This window comes from Exilispira thermophila (genome assembly GCF_055389015.1).
In genome coordinates, this window is the sequence record NZ_AP042476.1 from 1971898 (window position 1) to 1997475 (window position 25578).

Below are 25578 nucleotides of genomic sequence, written 5' to 3' on the forward strand. Positions count from 1 at the left end.
AATAAAGATAATATAAAATATAAAATATGTGACTTCTCTTTAGGATCTAGCCTATAAATATAAAAACTAAATACTAAATTGAATAAAAAGATAATAAAAGTAAATATTGAAAAAATTATCATAATAAAACTACTTCAAATTATATAATAAAAATTACTTATTTCAACGACTTTTTAAAGGGAAGTATTACTTCAACCTCAGTTCCAACACCTAATTTACTTTTAATAAAGAATTTACCTTTTAACATTTGAATTAACTTATTCGTAATAAACAAACCTAACCCTATGCCACGAAAGTTTTTATTTAAGACATTTTCCCCTAATTCAAAAATTTGACCAATTTTATCAATTTTTTTACTATCAATTCCAATTCCATTATCATCAATAATAAATCTATAAAAATAAAAATTTTCAAAATTATTAAAAGAATTTATATAATCTTCTTCATTAAATATTTTTTTAAAACTGTTTTCAGAAAAACTATCTTTTCCATTTTCATAAATATCAGAAACTTTATTGTCATTAAATATACTATTTCCATAAAACTCATTTTTATCTACTTCTTCAATAAGTAATTTAATTTTAGGATTATCTGACACAAATTTAAAAGAATTATTTAAAATCATACTAATTATCTGTTTTGTTTTAATAAAATCACCAATAAGTAATTTATTCATGTGACCTTTAGTCTCAATTTTAAAATCAATTTTTTTTGTTTTAGCTAAAAATAAATATGTATTTTCAATATGCTTGATCAAATTGTTAATATCAAAAATATCATTTTTAATTTCTTTAAAATCAAGATTTGTAACTTCAATCAAATTTTGAAAATATTCATACAACACCTTACCTGAATTATTTATAATTTCTAATTCTTTCCTAAATTCATCATTACTTATTTTACTAATTAAAAAATCTGAAAAACCAATTATTGAAGTTAAAGGAGTTTTTAATTCATGATGAAGATTATGAATAAAATTTTGTTTAGATATATCAGAAATTTCTGCTAATTCTTTTGCTTTTTTTAATTCTTCCTCAATCTTTTTTTGATAAGTAATATCATTTCCTATTAAAATATAATAATATGTCTCATTAACCTCATCAAAAAGCCTGGTAATATTAAAAATGAAAAAATGTTCATTTTTTTCTATATCAAACACTTTAATTTCTATAAGTTTTGAATTATAATTATTTGAAATAGTAATTATTTTATGATAAATTGTCTTAAAATTTTCTCTTTCTATAAAATCAAGTATGTTCAGCGAATTAATATTTTTGTTTTCTATTTTTAAAAGCTTTCTTGTATAATTATTTATAAAATTTATCTTATTATTTTTAACAATAACAAAAAGAATATTTGATGAATCAAAACTTTCTATTAACTTATCCTTTAATGTCCTTTTAAATAAATCATACTTTACAATTCCATATCCAAAAATAATTGTACTTATTGCATAAAATGGAATATTTAAATCAATTATATAAAATCCACCAAACCCTTGAAAAATTCCTTTAATAAATCCATAAACAAATGGGATTAAAATACCAAAAATTATAACCAATGTTATTTTTTTAAATTTTTTTGATTTAATATTAATATAATGTCTAAATAAATAATATAAACTTAATATTTGTAATATTGTAGCCCAGATAATAAAAAGAATATTTGCTATCGAAATATGTGGAATAACATAATAAATCCATATATCATTTATTTTTTTAAACTGGATAAAATGTTTATAAATATAAATTTGATTAATTGTAAAACAAAAAGCTATAAAATGAAGTACAATAGTCCAAAATAGTTTTATTCTGTTTTTAACAAATGCCAGAATTAGATGAAAGGATAATGATACAATAAATGGCCAGACTAAAAGAAATTTATACCAGAATTTAGCTATATTTTTATCATAGGAAAGATAAAAATTATAATATATAAAGGAAAAAAAAGAAACAAACAACGATAAAACAAAAAATATTTGATTTAAATTATCTTTATAATTTAAAAATAAAACATATAAACCAAAAGAAAAAACTAAAATTCCTGAAATGATATTTAAAACTGTTAAATAAATCAAAAAAAATCCCTTTATAAGTCTATATTTTTTAGTTAAAGATTTTTGAAATAAATTTTTTAGATTTTAACTTAAATTTAAAAAAAAACAATAAATTAATCTATTCTTTAATTTTTTTTACAGGTAAAACTACAAAAACTTCAGTACCAATATTTTTTTCACTTTTTATCTCTATTTCACCATTCATAACTTCAATCAATTGTTTAACAATATATAAACCTAACCCAATTCCTCTATGTTTTTTAGTAATATACTCTTCTAATTGTTCAAACATAGAAAGAGCTTGATTAATTTTATCCTTTTCAATTCCTATACCATTGTCTTTAATTAAAAAGCTAATATAATAATTTTCATCATCTTCACTTTGTTTCTCCACTATAAGTTTAACTTCAGGATTATTTGATGAAACAAATTTAAACGAATTATTCAAAAGTTGAATAATAATTTGTTTGATTTTAACAGAATCGCTTCTTACAGTTTCTGGTAAATTTGATGATAGTTTTAAAAAAAATTTTATATTATTTTCATCAGCAATATATTTATAAGTTCTGTATATGGATTTTATTAATTTTGTTAAATTAAAATTACTATAAACTATATTAAAAAAATCTAAATCAGAAATATCTATCAAATTTTCAAAATATTCGAGTAAAATTTTTGCAGAATTATTAATAATCTCAACCTCTTTTTTCTGTTCTTCATTTTTAAGTTCAGCATATAATAAAGAAGAAAATCCAATTATTGCATTTAAAGGGGTCCTTAATTCATGATTCACATTGTGAATAAAATTAGCTTTAGCTAAATTAGAAATTTTAGCCTGTTTAGACATTATTCGTAAATTTTGTTGTACAATTTTAAAATGAGTTACATCCATACCAATAAAAATATATCCAGAATAATCTTCTAATGGGTTATAGATTTTTATAATATTAAAAATAAGATAATGTGCTCTCCCATTTGGTGAAGTTATTTTTATCTCAACATTTTTTTTATTTTCTTTATCCTCTAAGTTTTCTAAAATATGATATAACTCTTTATAAATATGTTTATTAAAAATAGTTTCTATTGATTTTTCTAATAACTCTTTATTTGATTTACAAAGTAATTTAGAAAAATAATTACTTATATAATTTATTTTGCCATTTTGGACTATAAGAATAATAGTATTGGAATAATTTAAATTTTCTAATATTTTTTGTTTTAATACATTTTTAAATACACCAAATTTCATTATCAAATAACCATAAATTAAAACATCAAAAACTATGATCAGACTATTAAAGTCCTTTAATGTATTGATCTTTTTTGAGGAAGACAATATTCCAAATATAGCTCCATAAACAAGGTTTATTAAAATTGTAAGAATAAACATTAATTTAATAATCTTTGTTTCTTTGTGGGTACTTGATAGAATTTGTTTAATTAAAATGATTATAGCAATTGTTTCATTAATAACAGCATAAATTGTAAAAATATAGTATTTTGAAATAGCAGTACTTTTTAAATAATAACTCCAACCATTTGATGTTAGTACTAAATTAAATGCTTGATTCATAAAAGAAATTTGATATATACTAAGAATTAAAGCTAAAATATGATTTAGAACTATAATCGCTCCTTTATACTTAACTTTAACAAAAGTTAAAATAAAATGTAAAGTAAAAGAAACAGTAAGTGGCCAGAAAAATGTTAATTTAAACCAGAAAAATGCGTTTTTTTCTGAAGAACTTATTATGGTTTGATAATTAGCAAAAACTATAAAAGATACCAATAAACTAAAAATAAACAAAACTTTATTTTGTTCAGATTCAGAATTAAGATATAATATATATAAACTAAAAGCAAACAAAATATATGAAGAAAAAATATAAAAATATTTAATTAATTCCATTTTATCTTTTTATAATCTATATTTTATCTTTAGATAATTATATTTTAATAAAGTTTTATTTAATTTTTTTTTGCTCAAAATCATTTGAAGTATAAAACATTTTTTTTATTAAGCAAACCTAAATAAAAAAGTTATATGTCTCATATATTATATTTTATAACACAATAAAAATTAAAATTTTAAGTTGACAATTATCAATTACTGATTATATGTTAATAGGGAGTATAGGTATATTCACAATACTAAAATCAAATTATAGACATCCTATATCATATCTATAAAAACTAAAATATAAAAATAAAGACATCATGTAATATGTCAAAAAAAACTAAAATATAAAATTATAGATATCTTCTAATATTTTCTATAAAATATAAAATTAAAGACATCCTATAATATGTCAACAAAAAAAATAAAAAAAATAGGATGTTGACAATCTAATATAATTAGTGTTCTTTGACATTTATATATATCAGGCACAATGAGGTTTAGCAACAAAAACCTTAACAGGATCATAAATAGAGGAATAAGTATACAAATGCCAGATAATTTTAGCAAGCTTAACCATAACTTTAAAAATAGCTTTTTTAGAATTACCTCCTTTGTTAATTTCATTAAGGTAAACCTGTTTTAATTCATTATTATGCATTAAAGCAGATACAGCACAACAATATAATTGTTTTTTAACAATAGAGATTCCTTTTGATTTTTGATATGTTCTATCTTTAGAACCACTTTGATCTTTACCAGGGTAAAGGCCAATGTATCCTAAAAATTTATTTACATTATTAAATTTATTTAAATCACCACAACAACCAATGATTGTTGCAACTGTTTTTTTACCAACACCAGGGATTGATAAAACAGCTTTTATAGGGTTAATACTATTTTTGTTATTATTATCAGAATAATTAAATTCTAAATTTTTTAATATAAGGTTAATATTTTTTTCTATATTTTTTATTTGTTCAAGAAGAAGTTCTAACACAGTAATTTGATTTCTTAGATTAAATTCATTAGCTTTAATGCCATTATTTGGAGTAATAGAAATTTTAGCAAATTCAATAATTTTTTTAGCTTTATGTTCAGAATTATTGTTACCTTTAATTGATCTAAAAATTTTAACAATATCGTTTTTGTTAGCTTTGGCTAAAGCAAAAGCAGAAGGATATTTTTTTAAAATGGTTCTTGATGTAACATTAAAAGGGTCTCTAAAAACAATATCATACTCATAAAAAGTTTTTTGTAAAATACTTGAAATTCTTCTTTTGAGATTGTATATTTGTTTCATAAGGAAATTGTATTCCTTTATGAGTTCTCTTAGGTTAGAGACATCATTTTCTGGAACCAGTGATTCTTTAATTAATCCAGTAGATAACTGGATAGCAAGATTTAAAGCATCTTGTTTATCAGTTTTGGTATGTTTATTAAAGGATTTAGAGAAATAGGAAGAGGAATAAGGATTAACAAGAGAAATTTTATATCCTTTTTCTCTAATACTAAAGAACACTGGTTTCCAGAAAACATTAGTTGCTTCTAAAGCAAATTCAAAATCATTTTTATTATTTGACAGTTTATTAATAATTTCAAAAAACTTTTTAAAATTCTTAGAATTATGAATTAATTTAAATTTTTTAACAATCTTTCTTTTTTCATTGATAATACAAACTTCAGAAGATTTTTTTGCTACATCAATACCTACAAAAAACATAATTCAACTCCTTTTAATTTTTTTAATATCTGGCATTTGCACAACCTCGAATACACAGTGAGACGAATAACTTCGAATCCTGTAACATCCTGAATATTTGCTAAACAGCCTGATATATAGATTTAAGATGGATAAAATCAAAATTCTTTATTAAGTCTTTAAAAAGACAAGGAGATTTTTATTTGTATTTTATCCATTAAACACATATCATATTTATTATCCCTAATATTATTAGGTTGTCAATAGTACTTTTATTTTTAATATATTATACGAGGAATTATAATGAACAAAAAAATTAAACTAAACAACACTTCTCATGGAATATGTCATCCAGGCCAATCACACCATTCAAAAGAATTAAAACAAAACATGATAAAAAGGTTAAACAGGATTGAAGGGCAAATAAGAGGTATTGCCCGAATGATTGATAACGATGTTTATTGTGATGATATTTTACATCAATTTTCATCAGTTGAAGCTGCCTTAAAAAGTGTCAAAACTATTTTACTGGAAGCACATATGAAATCATGCATAGTTGAACAATTAAAAGCAGGACATGAAGAGGTTATTGATGAATTAATGATCACAATAAAAAAAATGGTTAAATAAAACTTCTTCAAAAAATCAAAGAAAATGAATATAAAAATAATAATTTATTATAAATTTTAATATTAAATTTTCAAATATATCTATATCATTTTTTTTATATACCTTCCTTATTAAATCAAGATTCAATTTAAAATTAGCACATATAACACCAATTATAAAAATAAAAAAATTTTATTAAAAATAGTTAAATATGTATTGACATTTACAAAAATAATAATTATTATAGGTATAGGGGGTATGACTATTATTATTTATAATAATAGCTAATACTATAACCTATTTATAATTAAAATTATAAAAAAGGAATTTGTATGGATAAGACAAAGAATAAAAATGAAAACAATATTAATAAAAGTAGTAACATTGAAACCACAATTGCAATTAAAGGGATGACATGTGCTTCATGTGTTGCTACAATTGAAAAAGAAGTTGGAAAATTAGAGGGTATTGATAAAGTTGAAATTAATCTTGCATTAGAAACTGGAAAACTTGCATTTAACCCATCAAAAGTACGTTTATCAACTATAAAAAAGGTAATAGAAAACTCAGGATACAAAGCATTAGATATTACTGAAGCTGAAATCGAAAAAAAAGAAAAAGAAAAACAAAAAGAGTTAAAAAGTAAATTTATTAAACTCATATTTTCAATAGGTTTTGCTATTCCTCTTTTATTAATTTCTATGGGACATTTTATAGGTTTAAAATTACCTGCTTTTATCAATCCACAATTTTCTCCTTTCAATTTTGCATTAGCTCAATTTTTATTAACTTTACCAATAGTTTATTTTGGTTCTGGATTTTACACCAGAGGATTTAAAAATTTATATCTACTACATCCAAATATGGATTCTCTTGTTGCAATAGGAACTTCATCTGCTTTAATCTATAGTATTTACTCTTTGATTATGATTACTTTAAAAAATTTTCAATATATTGATAAACTATATTTTGAAACTGCTGGAGTGTTACTTGCTTTTATTCAGTTAGGTAAATATTTAGAAGCACGGTCTTTAGCAAAGACTTCAGATGCAATTAAAAAATTAATGGGGCTTAAACCTAAATATGCTAATATTGTAGACAAAAATGGTGAAATAAAACAAATTTTAATTGAAGATGTGACAAAAGGAGACATTGTATTTGTTAAGCCAGGTGAAAAAATACCTGTAGATGGAATTATTATTGAAGGAAATAGTTTTATAGATGAGTCTATGATTACAGGAGAAAGCTTACCTGTATCAAAAAAAATTGATGATAAAGTTATTGGTGGTACTATAAATAAAAATGGAACTTTAAAAATAAAAGTTACAGAAATTGGACAGGAAACAGTTTTAGCTCACATTATTAATCTTGTTAAAGATGCTCAAAGCAAAAAAGCTCCAATTGCAAAACTTGCTGATACCATTTCCCTTTATTTTGTACCAGTTGTAATAGGTATAGCTATCTTATCTTCTATAATCTGGTATTTAACAGGTAACTCTTTCACCTTTGCTCTTAATATTTTTGTTGCTGTTTTAGTTATAGCCTGTCCATGTGCTTTAGGTTTAGCAACTCCTACTGCAATAATTGTTGGAACAGGTGTAGGAGCAAAAAAAGGGATCTTAATTAAAGGGGGTGAAGTTTTACAAAAAATAGGAAAAATCACAACAATAGTATTTGATAAAACAGGAACTTTAACTATTGGAAAACCTGAAGTTATAGACTTCATATTTAATAAAAATAATAACTTAGATGAAAGAGAATTATTACAAATTGCAGCTTCTTTAGAATCATATTCTGAACACCCAATTGCTCAAGCAGTTACCAATTTTGCAAAATCTAAAAACATTGAATTATTAAAAGTTAAAGAATTCGAAGCAATTGGAGGAAAAGGGATTATGGGTAAAATTAAAAATCATAATGTTGTAATTGGAAATTTTAAACTTGTACAACCCTTTTTAAATAACTTTAATATTGGTACTATTAATAATGATAAAAATGTTAAAGAAAAAAATATTAATAACAATATTTTAAACAATAATATTTTAAATAAAGATTATAATTCTAAAACAAAAGAAAATAATTTATATATAGAAAGTAAGATATTTCTAGACTCATACAAAGATTTTATAAACCAGGGAAAATCAGTTTTATTTTTGGTAATTGATAATAAAATTTATTCAATTTTGTCAATTGCTGATAAACCAAGAAAAGAAAGCAAAAGTGTTATTACAAAATTAAAGTTTATGGGTTATAAAGTATATATGTTAACAGGAGACAACGAAGTAACTGCAAAAGTTATTGCTCAAAACCTTGGAATAAAAAATGTTATTTCTGATGTTTTACCAGATCAGAAAAGTGAAATTATAAGCAAACTGAAAGAAAAAGGTGATAATGTTATGATGATTGGTGATGGAATAAATGATGCTCCTGCTTTAGCATTAGCTGATATTGGTATAGCTGTTGGGTCAGCAACAGATATTGCAATGGAAACTGCTGATATAGTTTTAATGAAAAATAGATTAACAGATATTATAAATGCAATAAAACTATCAAAATCAACTATGAAAAATATTAAACAAAATCTATTCTGGGCATTTATTTACAATATTATTGGTATTCCAATTGCTGCTGGAATTTTACACCTTTTTGGAGGTCCATTACTTAATCCAATGATTGCAGGTGCTGCAATGGCTTTTTCTTCAGTTTCTGTTGTTACTAATGCTTTAAGATTGAGATTTATAAAGTTGATAAATTAAAATTAATTAAAAAAATAAAAACTTTAAAATAGTAATAAAATAAATAAAAAAATAACTAAACTATAAAGCAAAAATTAAGTAAATAAAATAATAATTAAACAATATTAGTTTAAAAGTATAATTTTAAATTTATATATAATGAAAATAAAATTAAAATAAAAAAAAGATTTAGGAGAGAATCATGAAAACAAAATTAAAAATTAAAGGGATGAGTTGTCACCATTGTGAGATGAAAGTCTCAAAAGCATTATCTGAAGTTGAAGGGATAGATATTTTAAAAGTTTCAGCAAAAAAAGGGGAAGCAATCATTAAAACACAAAATCCTATAGATAATGCTTTACTCAATTTGATTTCTGAAAAAATAAAAGATGCTGGTTATGAATTAAAAATTTTAAAACAAATATAAAAAGAAAGGAGTATTATGTCAAACAAACCAATTCTCAACTTTGATAATAACAATACAAAGGATACCTGCAAAGTGGAATGTGAAACATGCAGAGTGGAAGAAGAGTTCAATATAAAAAAAGAGATTACAATTCTTGGATTAGGAGCATTAATATATGCTGGAGCTTTAATATTTAAAATTCAGTTTTACTGGAGTTTATCCCTATATGTTTTGAGCTACATAATTATCGGGCACGATATTCTGTGGAAAGCTATTAAAAATACGATTCAGGGAAAAGTTTTTGACGAAAACTTCTTGTTAACTGTTGCAACAGCAGGAGCATTAGCAATACAGAAATTTCCAGAAGCAGTGGCAGTAATGCTATTTTTTAAAGTTGGTGAATTACTTCAGGATATTGCATTAGATAACTCTAGAAGATCAATTAAATCTTTATTAGAAGTAAGACCTGATTATGCAAATCTAAAGATAGATGGAGAAACTAAAAAGGTAGATCCCAATACAGTTAATATAGGTGATATAATTATTGTAAAACCAGGTGAGAAAGTTCCTCTTGATGGAATTGTTTTAGAAGGAACTTCAATGGTGGATACATCTGCTTTAACAGGAGAATCTGTACCGAGAAAAGTTAAACCAAAAGAGCAGATTCTCTCTGGTATGATTAATAAAACTGGACTTTTGAGCATTAAGGTAACAAAAGAGTTTAGTGAATCAACTGTATCTAAAATATTAGATTTAGTAGAAAATGCTGTAAACAAAAAGGCTCCTACTGAGAAATTTATAACTAAGTTCGCTAAATATTACACTCCAGCAGTAGTTTTTGGTGCACTTGCTCTCGCTGTTATACCTGTGGCACTTTACAATATTCCAGCACTAACTCCAATGTTTGCTCATCAAGAAACCTTTTCAGAATGGATATACAAATCACTCATATTTTTAGTAATATCCTGCCCATGTGCTCTAGTGATTTCAATTCCTTTAGGATTTTTTGGGGGTATAGGTGCTGCATCTAAAAAAGGGATCATGGTAAAAGGTTCAAATTATCTTGAAGGGTTAAACAACCTTGATACAGTTGTATGGGATAAAACAGGGACTTTGACAAAAGGTGTCTTCAAGGTTACAAAGATTGTCGCTAAAAATAATTTTTCCAAAGATGAGATATTAAAATTTGCTGCGTATGCAGAAAGCCAGTCCAGCCATCCTATTGCTCAATCAATTCTTAAAGCTTTTAATAAAAAAATAAATGAGAATAAGATTAAAAGTTATGAAGAAATTTCTGGACATGGTATAAAAGTTAAAATAGATAACCATTATATTTTAGTTGGAAATGATAAACTTCTTCACAAAGAAAACATCAAACACGATACCAATGATGTTGATGGAACTATTGTCCATGTTGTTATTGACTATAAATATGCAGGCTTTATTATTATATCTGATGAAATCAAAGAAGATGCAAAGGTAGCTATTCAAAAACTTAGGAGCGCTGGAGTAAAAAAACAGATAATGCTCACAGGTGATAACCAAAAGGTTGCAAAAGCAGTTTATCAAAAACTTGGATTGGACGAGTATTATGCAGAATTGTTACCACAACAAAAGTTAGAAAAGATCGAGGAACTGATAAAAAAGAAAATAAATAATAAAGATCTAATAGCTTTTGTAGGGGATGGCATAAATGATGCTCCTGTATTAGTGCGTTCAGACATTGGAGTAGCTATGGGGACATTGGGATCAGATGCTGCAATAGAGGCAGCAGATATAGTTTTAATGAGCGATGAACCATTGAAACTCTATGAGGGAATTAAAACTGCAAAAAGGACCAGAATTATAGTTTGGCAGAACATCTTTTTAGCACTGGGAGTTAAAGGGATATTCTTAATTATGGGTGCCCTTGGAATGGCAACTATGTGGGAAGCAGTATTTGCTGATGTAGGAGTTGCACTACTTGCAATATTAAATTCTACAAGGGTTATGAAATGAATTTAGTTTTCATGCCTAAACAATTAAGATCAGGAATTTTTTATGATGAATATCTAATTCCACAATGGTTGGAATAAAAATTTTGATTTTCAAAAAAAGGAGGAAAAAATGTTTACAGGACAATATTTACTGGATAGTTGTATGGATGAAAGATTCTGGGGAGGGAGAAATTGGATGGGATTTGGACCATTATCCCTTATTTTCTGGATATTAATTATACTTGCAGTTGTTATACTTTTTATATTTATTATTAACCCTAAAAAAGCTAAAAGTATATTTAAAAAAGGAACATATGAACATGACCCTTATGAAATTTTAAAAACAAGATATGCAAAAGGAGAAATATCTAAAGAGGAATATGAAAAAATAAAAAAGGACCTTGATAATAATTATCTTAATAAGTAATTATTAACAATTTAAATTATTTTTTTCAATTAAAGAATAATTTAAAATCTAACAAAGTTAATTAAAAACATTAAAACAAATATAAAAAAAGGAGAAAAAAATGATGTTTATATTTTTAATAATTTTAGGATTACTAGTATTTTATATGGTAAATCCACAAAAATTTAAAGAAATTTTCAAAGGAGATGGATATTCAAATGATCCATTGAAAATTTTAAAAGAGAGATTTGCAAGAGGAGAAATTTCAAAAGAAGAGTATGAAAATATGAAAGCTGATTTAGAAAAATAATCCAAATTTTCTAATCAGCTTAAAATGAATACTGAGGAGGTATTTATGAATGAAATGAAAAATCATCATAATCATCATGACCACCATAAAATGATGATGCTGGATTTCAAGAAAAGGTTTGTCTTTTCCATGATACTTACCATTCCAATATTGATATTATCACCATTAATTAAAAGTTTAATTGGATTAAAATTTATTTTACCAGGTGACAAATATATATTATTTGCACTTTCAAGTTTTATATTTTTCTGGGGAGGGTTTCCATTTTTAAAAGGGATATTTTCAGAATTAAAACAAAAAAAACCTGGTATGATGACATTAATTGCTCTGGCAATTACTGTTGCGTATGTATATAGTGCAGCTGTAGTTTTCGGATTAAGAGGGAAATATTTTTTCTGGGAATTAGCAACCTTAATTGATATCATGCTGCTTGGACACTGGATAGAAATGAAATCTGTTCTTGGTGCATCTAAAGCACTGGAAAAGCTTAGTGAGCTTATGCCTGATAAAGCTCATCTAATAAAAGAAAATAATATTGTTGATATTAAAATTTCTGAATTAAAGAAAAATGATATTGTACTTGTTAAAGCAGGAGAAAAGATTCCTGCTGATGGAATCATAGTAAAAGGAGAAAGTTACATAGACGAATCAATGTTAACTGGAGAATCCAAACCTATAAAAAAAACCATAGATAATAAGGTTATTGGAGGTTCAATAAATGGAGATGGAATATTAGAAGTAAAAGTTTTAAAAACAGGAGAGGAATCCTATCTTAAAAAAGTTATTGACCTTGTTAGAAGAGCTCAGGAAGAAAAATCAAAAACTGAAAAATTTGCAGATATTGCTGCAAGATGGTTAACATTTATCGCAATATCTGCTGGATTAGGAACTTTTATATATTGGGTTTTATATGGTCCTGATATGGCTTTTGCTATTGAAAGACTTGCAACAGTTATGGTTATTGCTTGTCCTCATGCTCTAGGTTTGGCAATACCTCTTGTAAATGCTGTATCAACTTCAATATCTGCAAAAAATGGTTTACTTATCAGGAATAGAACTGCTTTTGAAAATGCTAGAAAAATTTCAACAATTGTATTTGATAAAACAGGTACTTTAACAGAAGGAAATTTTGGAGTTAGTAATGTTATTTTATTTAACAATGAATATACTGAAAACAAAATATTACAATATGCAGCTTCTCTAGAAAAAAATTCTGAACACCCTATTGCAAAAGGGATATTACAAAAAGCAAAAACTTTAGATATTGCTCCTCAAAAAGTTTTAAATTTCAAAGTATTAAAAGGAGAAGGAATTGAAGGAATTGTAGAAAATAAAAATATCAAACTACTTAGTGTACAGGGAATAAAAAAAAGAAATATTAAATTACCTGAAAATATTGAGATAAATAATATAGCTACTTTAGTGTTTGTTGTTATAGATGAAAAACTTGTATGTGTAATTACATTAGAAGATCAAATCAGAAAAGAATCATTTAAAGCAATAAAAAGATTAAAAAAAGAAAATATTAAATGTTATATGCTCACAGGAGACAACAAAAAAATTGCTGAATCTGTTGCTAATAAACTTAAATTAGATGGATTTTTTGCTGAAGTTTTACCTCATGAAAAACAGGAAAAGATTAAAGAACTTCAAAAAAAGGGAGAATTTGTTGCAATGACTGGTGATGGAATAAATGATGCACCTGCTTTAGCACTTGCTAATGTTGGTATAGCTATAGGATCAGGAACTGATGTAGCAGCAGAAACTGCTGACATAATTCTTGTAAACAGTAATCCTGAAGATGTAGTTTCGCTTATATTTTTTGGAAAAGCAACATATAAAAAAATGATACAGAATTTATTATGGGCAACTGGTTATAATGCTTTTGCAATACCTCTTGCTGCAGGAGTTTTAATTAAATTTGGTGTTTTAATATCTCCTGCAATTGGTGCTGCATTAATGGCATTAAGTACAATTATTGTTGCAATAAATGCAAGATTATTAAAAATGCCAAAAAATATATAAAATTTAAAGACATCCTATAATATGTCAACAAAAAAAATAAAAAAAATAGGATGTTGACAATCTAATATAATTAGTGTTCTTTGACATTTATATATATCAGGCACAATGAGGTTTAGCAACAAAAACCTTAACAGGATCATAAATAGAGGAATAAGTATACAAATGCCAGATAATTTTAGCAAGCTTAACCATAACTTTAAAAATAGCTTTTTTAGAATTACCTCCTTTGTTAATTTCATTAAGGTAAACCTGTTTTAATTCATTATTATGCATTAAAGCAGATACAGCACAACAATATAATTGTTTTTTAACAATAGAGATTCCTTTTGATTTTTGATATGTTCTATCTTTAGAACCACTTTGATCTTTACCAGGGTAAAGGCCAATGTATCCTAAAAATTTATTTACATTATTAAATTTATTTAAATCACCACAACAACCAATGATTGTTGCAACTGTTTTTTTACCAACACCAGGGATTGATAAAACAGCTTTTATAGGGTTAATACTATTTTTGTTATTATTATCAGAATAATTAAATTCTAAATTTTTTAATATAAGGTTAATATTTTTTTCTATATTTTTTATTTGTTCAAGAAGAAGTTCTAACACAGTAATTTGATTTCTTAGATTAAATTCATTAGCTTTAATGCCATTATTTGGAGTAATAGAAATTTTAGCAAATTCAATAATTTTTTTAGCTTTATGTTCAGAATTATTGTTACCTTTAATTGATCTAAAAATTTTAACAATATCGTTTTTGTTAGCTTTGGCTAAAGCAAAAGCAGAAGGATATTTTTTTAAAATGGTTCTTGATGTAACATTAAAAGGGTCTCTAAAAACAATATCATACTCATAAAAAGTTTTTTGTAAAATACTTGAAATTCTTCTTTTGAGATTGTATATTTGTTTCATAAGGAAATTGTATTCCTTTATGAGTTCTCTTAGGTTAGAGACATCATTTTCTGGAACCAGTGATTCTTTAATTAATCCAGTAGATAACTAGATAGCAAGATTTAAAGCATCTTGTTTATCAGTTTTGGTATGTTTATTAAAGGATTTAGAGAAATAGGAAGAGGAATAAGGATTAACAAGAGAAATTTTATATCCTTTTTCTCTAATACTAAAGAACACTGGTTTCCAGAAAACATTAGTTGCTTCTAAAGCAAATTCAAAATCATTTTTATTATTTGACAGTTTATTAATAATTTCAAAAAACTTTTTAAAATTCTTAGAATTATGAATTAATTTAAATTTTTTAACAATCTTTCTTTTTTCATTGATAATACAAACTTCAGAAGATTTTTTTGCTACATCAATACCTACAAAAAACATAATTCAACTCCTTTTAATTTTTTTAATATCTGGCATTTGCACAACCTCGAATACACAGTGAGACGAATAACTTCGAATCCTGTAACATCCTGAATATTTGCTAAACAGCCTGATATATAGATTTAAGATGGATAAAATCAAAATTCTTTATTAAGTCTTTAAAAAGACAAGGAGATTTTTATTTGTATTTTATCCATTAAACACATATCATATTTATTATCCCTAATATTATTAGGTTGTCAATAGTACTTTTATTTTTAATATATTATACGAGGATTAAATATGAAAAAAGAATTTGATACTATAATAATAGGTACAGGAACAGCAGGTGCTACAGTTTCTTTTAAACTTGCAAAAGCAGGTCAAAAAGTAGCAATTATTGAAAAAGATGAAATAGGGGGAACATGTGTATTACAGGGATGTGATCCCAAAAAAATGTTAGTTTCAGTTATTAAAACATTTGATCAGGTTCAAAAATTTAAAAACAAAGGGATAAGTGGAGAAATTTCTATTAATTGGAATGATTTAATAAAATTTAAAAATACATGGACCTCACCTTTTCCCTCAAACAGTGAGAAAAGGTATAAAAAAGCTGGTATACAGTTATTTAAAGGTGAGGCTAAATTTTTATCACAACATGAAATATCTATTGGCAACGATAGCTTAGTTGCAAAACATATTGTAATTGCAACTGGAGCAAAACCGATGAAAATCAATATTCCAGGAGAAGAATTAACAATTACCAATAAAGAATTTTTAAACCTTCAACAGTTTCCAGATGATATTACTTTTATTGGTGGTGGTTATATAGCAATGGAATTTGCTCATATTTCAGCAAGAATTGGTGCTAAAGTTACTATTATACATATGGGAAAACTACCATTAGAAAACTTTGATGATTTTTTAGTTGATAATCTGGTTCAATTTTCAAAAGAAATAGGGATAAATTTTATACTTGAACATCAGGTAATTGAAGTAGAAAAATTGGATAGCAATAACCATTTACCTCAATATTTAGTTAAAGCAAAAAACCTTAAAACAGGCAAAATAATTAATCATAAAACATCATTGGTTGTAAAAGCAGCTGGAAGAGTAGCAAATGTTGATACATTAAATCTTGATAGATTAAATATAAAATATAGTAGAAAAGGGATTGAGATTAATGAATATTTACAAAGCAAATCATTGCCAAATATTTATGCTGCTGGTGACTGTGCTTTTTCAAATGGGTTGCCTTTAACTCCAATTGCTGAAACAGAAGGGCATATTGTTGCTAAAAATATTTTAAATGGAAACTCATTAAAAGCAACTTACAAATCAATCCCAACAGTTGTTTTTACAATCCCTGAAATTGCATCAGCTGGATTAACAAAAAAACAACTTGATGAAAAACATATTGATTATATTGAAAAGAAAGGGATAAATTCCAGATGGTTTAATGCGATACGATTAAATGAAAAAGTTTATGGGTATAGAATATTTATTGATAAAAATACAAACCAAATATTGGGAGCTAATTTAATAGGTCCAGATGCTGCAGAAACAATAAATCTTTTTGCTTTTGCAATAAATAATAACCTGACAACTAAAGATATTAAAACAACAATTTATGCTTATCCAACTTTTTCTTCTGATGTCCCATATATGGTATAATAATTAATAAATCTAATGTCTGTATAAAAAAGAGGCTATCCTTTAAGTTTAAGGACAGCCTCAAGTATTAATTAAGAAAAAGCCTAAGACTTTAATATATTCTCAATTCTTTCTAAAACATCATTATCCAGTTTTATGTCTGATGCTTTAACATTCGAAAGAACATCATCATTAACATATCCACCAGCTGTAAGCCATCCCCCTAATACAATTTCTGAAATTTTAATACCCCATCTTCCGAGTTTTCTATAATTCATTGCAAAATCTCCTATTTCTTTATTTTTTAATTATTTGATATTTAAGTTATAATTTATATAATAATTTATTATAAATAATTTATTTTCAATTTAATTAGTTTATCACAATATTTTATTTTTTATTTAATCTTCATTTTGTGTAGAATACAAAGATAACTTAGGTTCAAATAGTTAAGTTTTCTTAACTATTTCAATTAATATAATACATATTTACAGATATTACAAATTGAATTTTGGTATAAATTAAAAAATGGAAGAAAGTTTTTCTTTGATTGAAGATGTCTTATTTTTTTTTATTTTTTATTTTTTTCATCTTAATTATAATTAAAAGAGGGAAAACTACTGCAAATACTGTTATTGCTGTAATCCAGAAAATAGTCATATTCATCATACACTCCCTTTTACTTTATTTAAAATACAGTATTTTTTCAGATTTAAAAAGTTTAATTGTAAAACAGTATAAAATAATTATAAAAACTGTATTTATTAAAACTACTATAATAATTTCCTTTACCAGTAAAAACCAATTAGCAAATGATTTTATTGTTACCAGATTATTTAAAAAACTATTATATAAAAATGGTTTAATAATTTCATAACTATTGACTATTGGAATAAAATTCAAAAATGATATTCCAGAGTTTATATTTGTAATATTGGCAATGTCTATACCAAATTTAATTGATAAAATTAATCCAATAAACATAGGGATATAAAATAGGTTAATTTTTGCATCTTTTTTTGAATCAGAAATATATCCAAGAAACAATTGTAAAAATGAAAGAGTTAAACTATATACAATAAGTAGAAAAACTAATATTAAAATTGTAAATGAAGATAAAAAAAATATTTTAAAAAGCAAATATGCTAAAATATTAAAAATTGCTATAAAAAAAGATAAAATCATAAAACTATTTATAAAGTTGAAAATAAATAATAGTAAAATCTTCTCTTTAATAATAGTTGATGATTTTAATGGTAAACAAAGGATAATCATTAATTGATTATTAATTTTTTGATAAGTTGTTATATAATAAGAATAAAAAGCTGACAATCTTAAAGTCAAGAAAAAACTTAAAAAAATAGATATAATAAAAGATATAATCCTAAAATTAGTTTTAATATTAATTTTTACTTTTTTTACTATAAACCTTTTACTATTAAACTTTTTATCAATATAAGTAAAAGAAGTTTGATTTATTATATAGATATTAATTAAATCAATAAGTTGCTTCACAAAAATGTTATTTACATTTTTATCAGGGATGTAAATATTTAAAGTATTTTTTTTGCTTTCTATTAAAATATCATATGAATTTTTTACATATAATTTTAAAAGGTTTTTTATAAATGAACTTTCAACCTCTCCTGAATCTTGTTTTAAACTAATTTTTTCAATTTTAACAAATTTATTCAAATATTTATATTTTTGAAAAAAATTATTCATTATCTTAATTGAACTATAATCTTTTTTATCCATAACTAAAATAATTTTATCACTATCTGATTTATTTTTTATAAAAATATTTACTGAAATTGAAATAATCATAAAAATTAGAACAAGTATTAAAAGAAAAATAATATTAAAAAAAATATTTTTATATTGACTTTTTAACTGATTAAAATCAAGTTTTAGTAGAGTCCATATCTTCATATTTATACCTTTTTTTTCAATACTTCTATATACAAATTTTCAAATTTTTCTTCATTATACCTGGTCTTCAAATTTTTAATATAATCATATTCCAGAGTTTTCCCTTTATTTAAAATGATAATTTTGTCACATAAAAGATCTATATCTTCAGCTATATGAGATGTCATGATAATAATTTTATTTTTTGACTTTAATTTTTTTATATATTTTCTTATAAGTTTCCTGGTAGGTATATCTAACCCTCCAGTTGGTTCATCAAGTAAAATTATTTCGGGATCATGGATTAATGCTCTAATAATAGCTATTTTTTGTTTCATCCCTTTTGAATACTTATTTACAACCATTTTTGCAAAATCAACTTCCAGATCATCATATAATTTTTCTAATCTTTTAAATATTAGAGATTTTTTCATATTTAAAAGGAGACCAAAATACAATATATTTTCTTCTCCACTTAGATTATTATATAAAAGAGGATTCTCAAATACCACTCCAAGTTTTTTTTTGATTTTATTTTTTTCATATCTTGAATCTATTTTATTTATAAAAATTTTTCCTTTATCAGGATTATATAAAGTTGTTAACATTCTTATTGTGGTTGTTTTCCCGGCACCATTATGCCCAAGTAATCCAAAAACTTCTCCTCTACTTACTTCAAAAGAAAGGTCTTCAACTGAAAAATAATCATTTCCTGGATATTTTTTATAAACATTCTCAACTTTTATCATAATATAGTCTCCATTAAATTAAGTCTGCATATTACAATGTTTAATACAATACTTATAATTAATTTTTATATTAATTTTTGAAAAATAAAATTTTCTCCTTTGATATTACATTTTTTGTTAAATAAAATAAAATTATGCAAACAGATATATTTTCTATAAAAAATATAAAAATAAAATTGATATCCAATCCCGAAAAAAGAAATTTTATACCAAAATCAAATATATTTATAAAAGGGATATAACAAAATAGATATTTAATTAATTTTTCTTCAAAATTAAATTTTAAAAATATAGATAAAGAAAAATATAGAGTAAAAAATAGAAAAAAGATTACAGGATACAATGTAAGATTTTTATTAGCTTTAAAAACACTTGAAGATTTAATTCCCCAATAAACCTGATAAAATGAATAGAAACAAGAAAAAACTAAAAGAATAATATACATTTTTATAAATTTATTTAGATAAAAAAAAGAAATTACTTTATTTTTTAGAATATATAAAAGTATTATAGTTAAAGCAAAAATAATGGTTAGATATATAACTAAACTAATAATATTTGTAATTATTTTTGAGATAACTAAAATATTATCTTTTACAGGTAATATTTTTAACAATTCTATTGTTCGATTTTCCCTCTCGTCTACTGTAATTAGTGCTGCATTAGGATTGTTAATTCTTAGCATTATTAATAAAAATGTATAAAATAAAACAATAACAATTGTATTGCTATTTTCATTTCCCTTATTTTTTTTATTTAAAACAAATATTTTTATTTTTTTAAAATTATTTAAATTGCTTTGAATTGTATTGCTAATTATAAAAAACTTCAAAAGTTCTATACTATTGTATAAAACCATTTTTTCTAAATTATCATTATAATAAATTTCAAAATTTTTACCATCAACAGAAGTTACACATATATCAATTTTCCCTTTTTTTAAAAAAGATAAAAGTTCATTTTTTTGTAAGTATATAAATTTAAAATAATCTGGTAAAGATTTCTTTGAAATTGTATTTTTTATAGAGTAATCCCAACCAATTTTAATTTTTTTGTTAACAGGTTTTATATCGTTTACAAAATATAATATTAAAAGAATAAACATAATAATTAATGGAAAAATAATTGATTTTAAAAAAGATTTTTTATTGTAAAATAAAAGTTTTAAATCTTTTTTTATTAAAATAAATATTATATTCACTTTAAAATCCATAAAAATATTATAAATAATCTTGTAATAACTTATAAAACTTATCGTTATTTATTCAACAAAAATTTTATTTAAAAGTTAAATTAGCTTTTTTACCCATTAAAACATCAGTGAACTCTTGATAATATTTCCGTAAATCATCAGGATTAAAATTTTTTTTAATTTACAATATCAACATGCAACTAACACATTAAAACTCTTTGAAATATTCAATTTTTATCTTATAATTATCAAAAGTGTGAAAATAAACAATATTTTTAAATTTTGGTTTGAATTCTTTTAATAAAAAGTAGGAGGAGGAGATTTTATGTTAAAAAAAGTATTGTTTATAGGAGTTATATTTTTATTAATATTATCCCTTTTCAGTTTGACATCATGTCAGAAAAAACAGATTTCAAATAAACCTGTTATTGTAGCATCAAAAATTGATACAGAAGGTGCTTTACTTGGAAATATGATTGTTATACTTCTTCAAAAAAACAACATACCTGTAACAAACAAAGTTAGTTTTGGGACAACAGACATAGTTAGAAAAGCTATTTTTGCTGGAGAAATTGATATTTATCCCGAATATACAGGAAATGGAGCATTTTTTTATAAAACTGATGATAAAGATGTATGGAAAGATTTTAACAAAGGGTATAAAAAAATAAAACAATTAGATTATGACAACCATAAGATTGTATGGCTTACTCCAGCAAATGCTAACAATACCTGGGCATTAGCATTAAGAAAAGATATTGCTCAAAAAAACAACATTAAAACACTGGAAGACCTTGCTAAATATGTTAATAATGGAGGTAATATAAAACTTGCTTGTTCTGAAGAATTTTTAACAAGACCAGATGCTTTACCTGCATTTTTTAAAGCATACAATTTTAAATTATCAAAAGATCAAATTATAACACTATCTGGTGGAAATACAGCTCAAACTGAAAAAGCTGCTTCACAAGGGATTAGTGGTGTAAATTTAGCAATGGCTTATGGAACAGATGGTGCTCTTGCATCATTAGGATTAGTTGTACTTCAAGACACAAAGCATGTTCAACCAGTTTATGCACCAGCTCCAATAATCAGAGAAGAGGTATTAAAAAGATATCCTAAAATTAAAAAAATATTAGAACCCGTTTTTAAATCATTAGATCTTGTTACTTTACAAACTTTAAACTCAAAAATTGCAATTGAGGGAGAAGATCCATATAATGTTGCTATGAATTATTTAAAAGAAAAGGGATTTGTTAAATAATTAAAGTAATGGTAAATATAAAAATTGAATCTATCAAATATAAATTTTTAATCTTTAATCTTATATTTACTTTTTTTATCTTATTTCTTCCTTCTATTTTAATAAAGAAAAATAGGATAGCAAATGGTAACCCTTTTTCATTTATAAGTGTTTTAGGAACACCTTTTTTTATACTTATTATTTTAATGATCATTTCATCAATAGTCATTTTCTTACTTACAGGTAAAAATCCATTAATAAAAAAGATTAAACTTATTTATAATTATTTTGTATTTCAATCCATTTTAGTAATTATTTTTATAAAAATTAGAGCTTTTTCTTTTTATTACCTCCAAAATGAACTTCAGACTTATAGAATTTCAATAGGTACTGGTTTATTAATTTTTATTTTGTTATTTTTTTATAACATTTTATTAATCAAACCTAAATTTAAAAAGGGCAACCTATTTATCACAATTGTTGTTTTACTAAACTTATTTATATTTATTTATTTTTTAAAGAATGATTTTTTTTCCAGTTTTTCTATATTTAAAGAATATATAACTAAAAAATCTAAATTTTTTTATGAACTAAACACCCATATATACCTTACTATTGTTAGTATAACTATAGGAACATTCACCGGTTTTTTACTAGGAATATGGGCTTTTAAAAGTGCAAAAGTTAAAGGTCCAATATTACAAATTGTAGGTTTTTTCCAGACAATCCCATCATTAGCTTTATTTGGAATATTAATAATTCCCCTTTCATTGTTATCTAAAAAATACACTTTGCTTCAAAATATAGGGATTAGTGGTATAGGGAAAACACCTGCTTTAATTGCTTTAATTATATATTCACTTCTACCAATTGTTAGAAATACTTATACTGCATTTTCTAATCTTGATAAAAACATTATTGAAAGTGCAAAAGGGATGGGGATGAACTCATTACAATTATTTTCTAAAATTCAATTTCCTTTGACTTTACCCATTGTTTTAGCAGGTATTAAAATTTCTGCAGTTCAAACAATTGGAAATGCAACATTAGCTGCTTTGATTGGTGCTGGTGGATTGGGAGTTTTTGTTTTTCAGGGTTTAGGACAGGCAGCAAGTGACCTTATATTACTTGGAGCTTTGCCAATAACATTACTTGCAATAATTACAGATCTTTTATTTTCTTTATTAATTTATAGTGTAAAAAAAATATATAATTTATAAAATATTTTCTATAAACAGAGATTTTAATATCTTTAAAAGATACAAAACAATAAAGGTTTAGATATAATGGATGAAAAAATTGATAATTTAATAGTTTTCAATAAAGTTACTAAAATCTATGATAAAAATGTTGCTGTGCAAAACCTCAATTTAAAAATAAAAAAAGGAAAATTAACTATTTTAATCGGTCCTTCAGGTTCAGGAAAAACAACTACACTCAAACTTATAAACAGATTAATTAAACCTACAAAAGGTGATATTTTTATTAAAGGGAAAAATATTAAAACAATTAAACCTCAATTGTTAAGAAGACAAATAGGATATGTTATACAAAATACAGGATTGTTTTACCACATGAATGTTGAAAAAAACATCTCAATTGTTCCTAAACTTCTTAAATGGGATAAAAATAGGATAAAAAAAAGAGTTATTGAATTATTAGAACTTGTTAATCTTGAACCTGAAAAATATCTTTATAAAAAACCTTCAGAACTTTCTGGTGGCGAAGCTCAAAGAATTGGGGTTGCAAGAGCTTTAGCAGCTGATCCTGATATTATGATAATGGATGAACCTTTTGGTGCTTTGGATCCAATTACAAGAAATATTTTACAAAATGAATTTCTAAAAATTCAACAGAAGCTAAAAAAAACTGTAGTATTTGTAACTCATGATATCGATGAAGCTATTAAACTTGGGGATTATATTGCTATTTTTAATAGAGGTAAGATAGAACAATACGATAAAACTGACAATATTTTAAAAAATCCTGCAAATAAATTTGTAAATAAATTTATTGGAAGTGATAAAGCATTAAAAAAACTTATAAGGATTAAAATCAAAGAATACACAAAATCAGCTCCAGTTGTAAAAATAGAAAAAAATGTGATTAAAAATGTATTTATTGTTAATAATTTTCAGGGTTTTTTATGGGTTATTGATGATTATAATAATTTAAAAGGTTATCTTGATCTTAGAAAATATCTTTCTTCCTTATCTTCAGACCCATCACAATTGAATAAAATAAGTAAGTCATTAAATGGAAAAAAAATTAATGAGATAGATGAATTTTTCATCCAATTTGATAAACATGATATTGATTCTTTTGTTTTTAATTCAGATTCAGTAAAAGATGCTCTTTCTAAATTGATAAACAATGATTCACAATATTTGCCAGTATTAGATGAAAATAAGAAATTTTTAGGAGTGATTTCTTTAAATATAATACTTAATATTGCTCATAATAATTAATATTTATGAAGTTGTCTTGAAACTTAAAAGATAAATTCTTTTTTTTATGTTCTAATATATATTTAAAAATATAAAAAGAACAATATTATAAGTTTTTAGATAACCCTTTATTTAAAAGAAAACTGTTGTTGAACAGAAAAAAACATTAAAAATAAGAAAAATGAAAAAAATAAACAATAGAAATTTGATTTTAATAAAGTTTTTTATTCTTACTCTGTTAATATTTCTTGTTTTTAAAAATCAAGCGATATGGGAAAAATTTTTACACTTTCTTTTTCCTGATTCAAAACCGGTATTGCATATAGCCAATAGTGTATGGGGATTTGCTAAAGCACATATTTTTCTTGTGCTTATATCAACCTTTTTTTCTTTTATTATTGGATTTTCATTGGCTGTTTTTGCTACATCTAAATATGGGAATGAAATTCAGGTGCAAATTTTGAATATAGGTTCATCTGGACAAACTTTTCCTCCTGTAGCTCTTTTATTTTTAATAATCCCATTTGTAGGTTTTGGTGTAAAACCCGCTATTATAACATTATTTATTTTTGGTATTTTCCCAATATTACAAAATTCTATATCAGGATTTAATTCAATTAATTTATCAACAATTGAAAGTGCTAAGGCATTGGGTATGACAGATTTTCAAATATTCTGGAAAGTAAAATTACCACTAAGTCTCCCAATTATTATGGAGGGAATAAGAATATCAACAATAGTTAATGTTGGGACTGCAACTATTGGCGCAACAGCTGGTGCTGGTGGATTTGGTTCACCAATAATTTCTGGGCTTATTAATAACAATAATGCATTTATTATGGAAGGTGCAATTGGATCAATTTTAATAGCATTTTACTTTGATTACTCTTTACGATTAATTGAGAATTGGTTTTCAACTTAATAAAATTAATTATTATCTTAAACTA

General features: G+C 24.2%; 21 protein-coding genes. 12 read left to right on the forward strand and 9 right to left on the reverse strand.

Annotated features, from left to right (window positions below):
- Nucleotides 1-157: 157 nt before the first annotated feature.
- The 3 genes from ACZ5EC_RS08300 to ACZ5EC_RS08310 form a co-directional block, all read right to left on the reverse strand.
- Nucleotides 158-2077: an ATP-binding protein gene (locus ACZ5EC_RS08300; protein WP_464302016.1), complete on the reverse strand. Its 1920-nt coding sequence runs from the start codon at nt 2075-2077 to the stop codon at nt 158-160.
- 97 nt (nt 2078-2174) lie between these two features.
- Complete coding sequence (locus ACZ5EC_RS08305) at nt 2175-3965, reverse strand: sensor histidine kinase (RefSeq protein ID WP_464302017.1); 1791 nt, start codon at nt 3963-3965, stop codon at nt 2175-2177.
- 472 nt (nt 3966-4437) lie between these two features.
- A complete protein-coding gene (locus ACZ5EC_RS08310) occupies nt 4438-5676 on the reverse strand; it encodes an IS110 family RNA-guided transposase (protein WP_464301685.1) in 1239 nt (412 codons plus the stop codon).
- Between the two features lie 282 nt (nt 5677-5958).
- Between ACZ5EC_RS08310 and ACZ5EC_RS08315 the strand changes: the two genes are divergently transcribed.
- From ACZ5EC_RS08315 to ACZ5EC_RS08345, 7 genes are all read left to right on the forward strand, one after another.
- A complete protein-coding gene (locus ACZ5EC_RS08315; protein ID WP_464302018.1) occupies nt 5959-6285 on the forward strand; it encodes a metal-sensitive transcriptional regulator in 327 nt (108 codons plus the stop codon).
- A gap of 311 nt (nt 6286-6596) precedes the next feature.
- Nucleotides 6597-9020 carry a heavy metal translocating P-type ATPase gene (locus ACZ5EC_RS08320; RefSeq protein WP_464302019.1) on the forward strand — a complete coding sequence of 808 codons (2424 nt, stop codon included), beginning with the start codon at nt 6597-6599 and terminating at the stop codon, nt 9018-9020.
- A gap of 181 nt (nt 9021-9201) precedes the next feature.
- Nucleotides 9202-9426 (forward strand): heavy-metal-associated domain-containing protein, encoded by a 225-nt coding sequence (locus tag ACZ5EC_RS08325; protein WP_464302020.1) that lies wholly within the window; start codon nt 9202-9204, stop codon nt 9424-9426.
- Between the two features lie 15 nt (nt 9427-9441).
- Nucleotides 9442-11403 carry a heavy metal translocating P-type ATPase gene (locus ACZ5EC_RS08330; RefSeq protein WP_464302021.1) on the forward strand — a complete coding sequence of 654 codons (1962 nt, stop codon included), beginning with the start codon at nt 9442-9444 and terminating at the stop codon, nt 11401-11403.
- A 108-nt stretch (nt 11404-11511) separates the two neighbouring features.
- The gene (locus ACZ5EC_RS08335) at nt 11512-11808 is read left to right on the forward strand and encodes an SHOCT domain-containing protein (RefSeq protein ID WP_464302022.1); all 297 of its coding nucleotides are present in this window, start codon (nt 11512-11514) and stop codon (nt 11806-11808) included.
- Between the two features lie 100 nt (nt 11809-11908).
- A complete protein-coding gene (locus tag ACZ5EC_RS08340) occupies nt 11909-12097 on the forward strand; it encodes an SHOCT domain-containing protein (RefSeq protein WP_464302023.1) in 189 nt (62 codons plus the stop codon).
- Between the two features lie 45 nt (nt 12098-12142).
- Entirely contained in the window at nt 12143-14122 is a 1980-nt protein-coding gene (locus ACZ5EC_RS08345) for a copper-translocating P-type ATPase (RefSeq protein ID WP_464302024.1), read from the forward strand.
- A 96-nt stretch (nt 14123-14218) separates the two neighbouring features.
- Here ACZ5EC_RS08345 and ACZ5EC_RS08350 read toward each other — a convergent pair whose 3' ends face one another.
- On the reverse strand, nt 14219-15037 hold the full coding sequence (locus ACZ5EC_RS08350; RefSeq protein WP_464302025.1) for a transposase: 819 nt from the start codon (nt 15035-15037) through the stop codon (nt 14219-14221).
- 87 nt (nt 15038-15124) lie between these two features.
- Entirely contained in the window at nt 15125-15457 is a 333-nt protein-coding gene (locus ACZ5EC_RS08355; protein ID WP_464302026.1) for an IS110 family transposase, read from the reverse strand.
- Between the two features lie 282 nt (nt 15458-15739).
- Between ACZ5EC_RS08355 and ACZ5EC_RS08360 the strand changes: the two genes are divergently transcribed.
- Entirely contained in the window at nt 15740-17110 is a 1371-nt protein-coding gene (locus ACZ5EC_RS08360) for a dihydrolipoyl dehydrogenase family protein (protein ID WP_464302027.1), read from the forward strand.
- An 83-nt stretch (nt 17111-17193) separates the two neighbouring features.
- On the opposite strand, the gene ACZ5EC_RS08365 is transcribed toward ACZ5EC_RS08360, so the two are convergent.
- The 4 genes from ACZ5EC_RS08365 to ACZ5EC_RS08380 all read right to left on the reverse strand — a co-directional run bounded on the left by ACZ5EC_RS08365 (nt 17194) and on the right by ACZ5EC_RS08380 (nt 20950).
- Nucleotides 17194-17367: a hypothetical protein gene (locus ACZ5EC_RS08365; RefSeq protein WP_464302028.1), complete on the reverse strand. Its 174-nt coding sequence runs from the start codon at nt 17365-17367 to the stop codon at nt 17194-17196.
- A gap of 406 nt (nt 17368-17773) precedes the next feature.
- Nucleotides 17774-19021, reverse strand: coding sequence for a hypothetical protein (locus ACZ5EC_RS08370; protein ID WP_464302029.1), 1248 nt, complete (start codon nt 19019-19021; stop codon nt 17774-17776).
- A 2-nt stretch (nt 19022-19023) separates the two neighbouring features.
- Nucleotides 19024-19749 carry an ABC transporter ATP-binding protein gene (locus ACZ5EC_RS08375; RefSeq protein ID WP_464302030.1) on the reverse strand — a complete coding sequence of 242 codons (726 nt, stop codon included), beginning with the start codon at nt 19747-19749 and terminating at the stop codon, nt 19024-19026.
- Between the two features lie 70 nt (nt 19750-19819).
- Nucleotides 19820-20950: an ABC transporter permease gene (locus ACZ5EC_RS08380; RefSeq protein WP_464302031.1), complete on the reverse strand. Its 1131-nt coding sequence runs from the start codon at nt 20948-20950 to the stop codon at nt 19820-19822.
- 316 nt (nt 20951-21266) lie between these two features.
- On the opposite strand from ACZ5EC_RS08380, the gene osmF reads away from it, so the two are divergent.
- The 4 genes from osmF to ACZ5EC_RS08400 all read left to right on the forward strand — a co-directional run bounded on the left by osmF (nt 21267) and on the right by ACZ5EC_RS08400 (nt 25553).
- Complete coding sequence (gene osmF, locus ACZ5EC_RS08385) at nt 21267-22205, forward strand: glycine betaine ABC transporter substrate-binding protein OsmF (RefSeq protein WP_464302032.1); 939 nt, start codon at nt 21267-21269, stop codon at nt 22203-22205.
- A gap of 8 nt (nt 22206-22213) precedes the next feature.
- Nucleotides 22214-23404 carry an ABC transporter permease gene (locus tag ACZ5EC_RS08390; RefSeq protein ID WP_464302033.1) on the forward strand — a complete coding sequence of 397 codons (1191 nt, stop codon included), beginning with the start codon at nt 22214-22216 and terminating at the stop codon, nt 23402-23404.
- Between the two features lie 66 nt (nt 23405-23470).
- Nucleotides 23471-24652 carry an ATP-binding cassette domain-containing protein gene (locus ACZ5EC_RS08395; protein WP_464302034.1) on the forward strand — a complete coding sequence of 394 codons (1182 nt, stop codon included), beginning with the start codon at nt 23471-23473 and terminating at the stop codon, nt 24650-24652.
- A 160-nt stretch (nt 24653-24812) separates the two neighbouring features.
- Nucleotides 24813-25553 carry an ABC transporter permease gene (locus ACZ5EC_RS08400; protein WP_464302035.1) on the forward strand — a complete coding sequence of 247 codons (741 nt, stop codon included), beginning with the start codon at nt 24813-24815 and terminating at the stop codon, nt 25551-25553.
- The last annotated feature ends 25 nt before the right edge of the window (nt 25554-25578 follow it).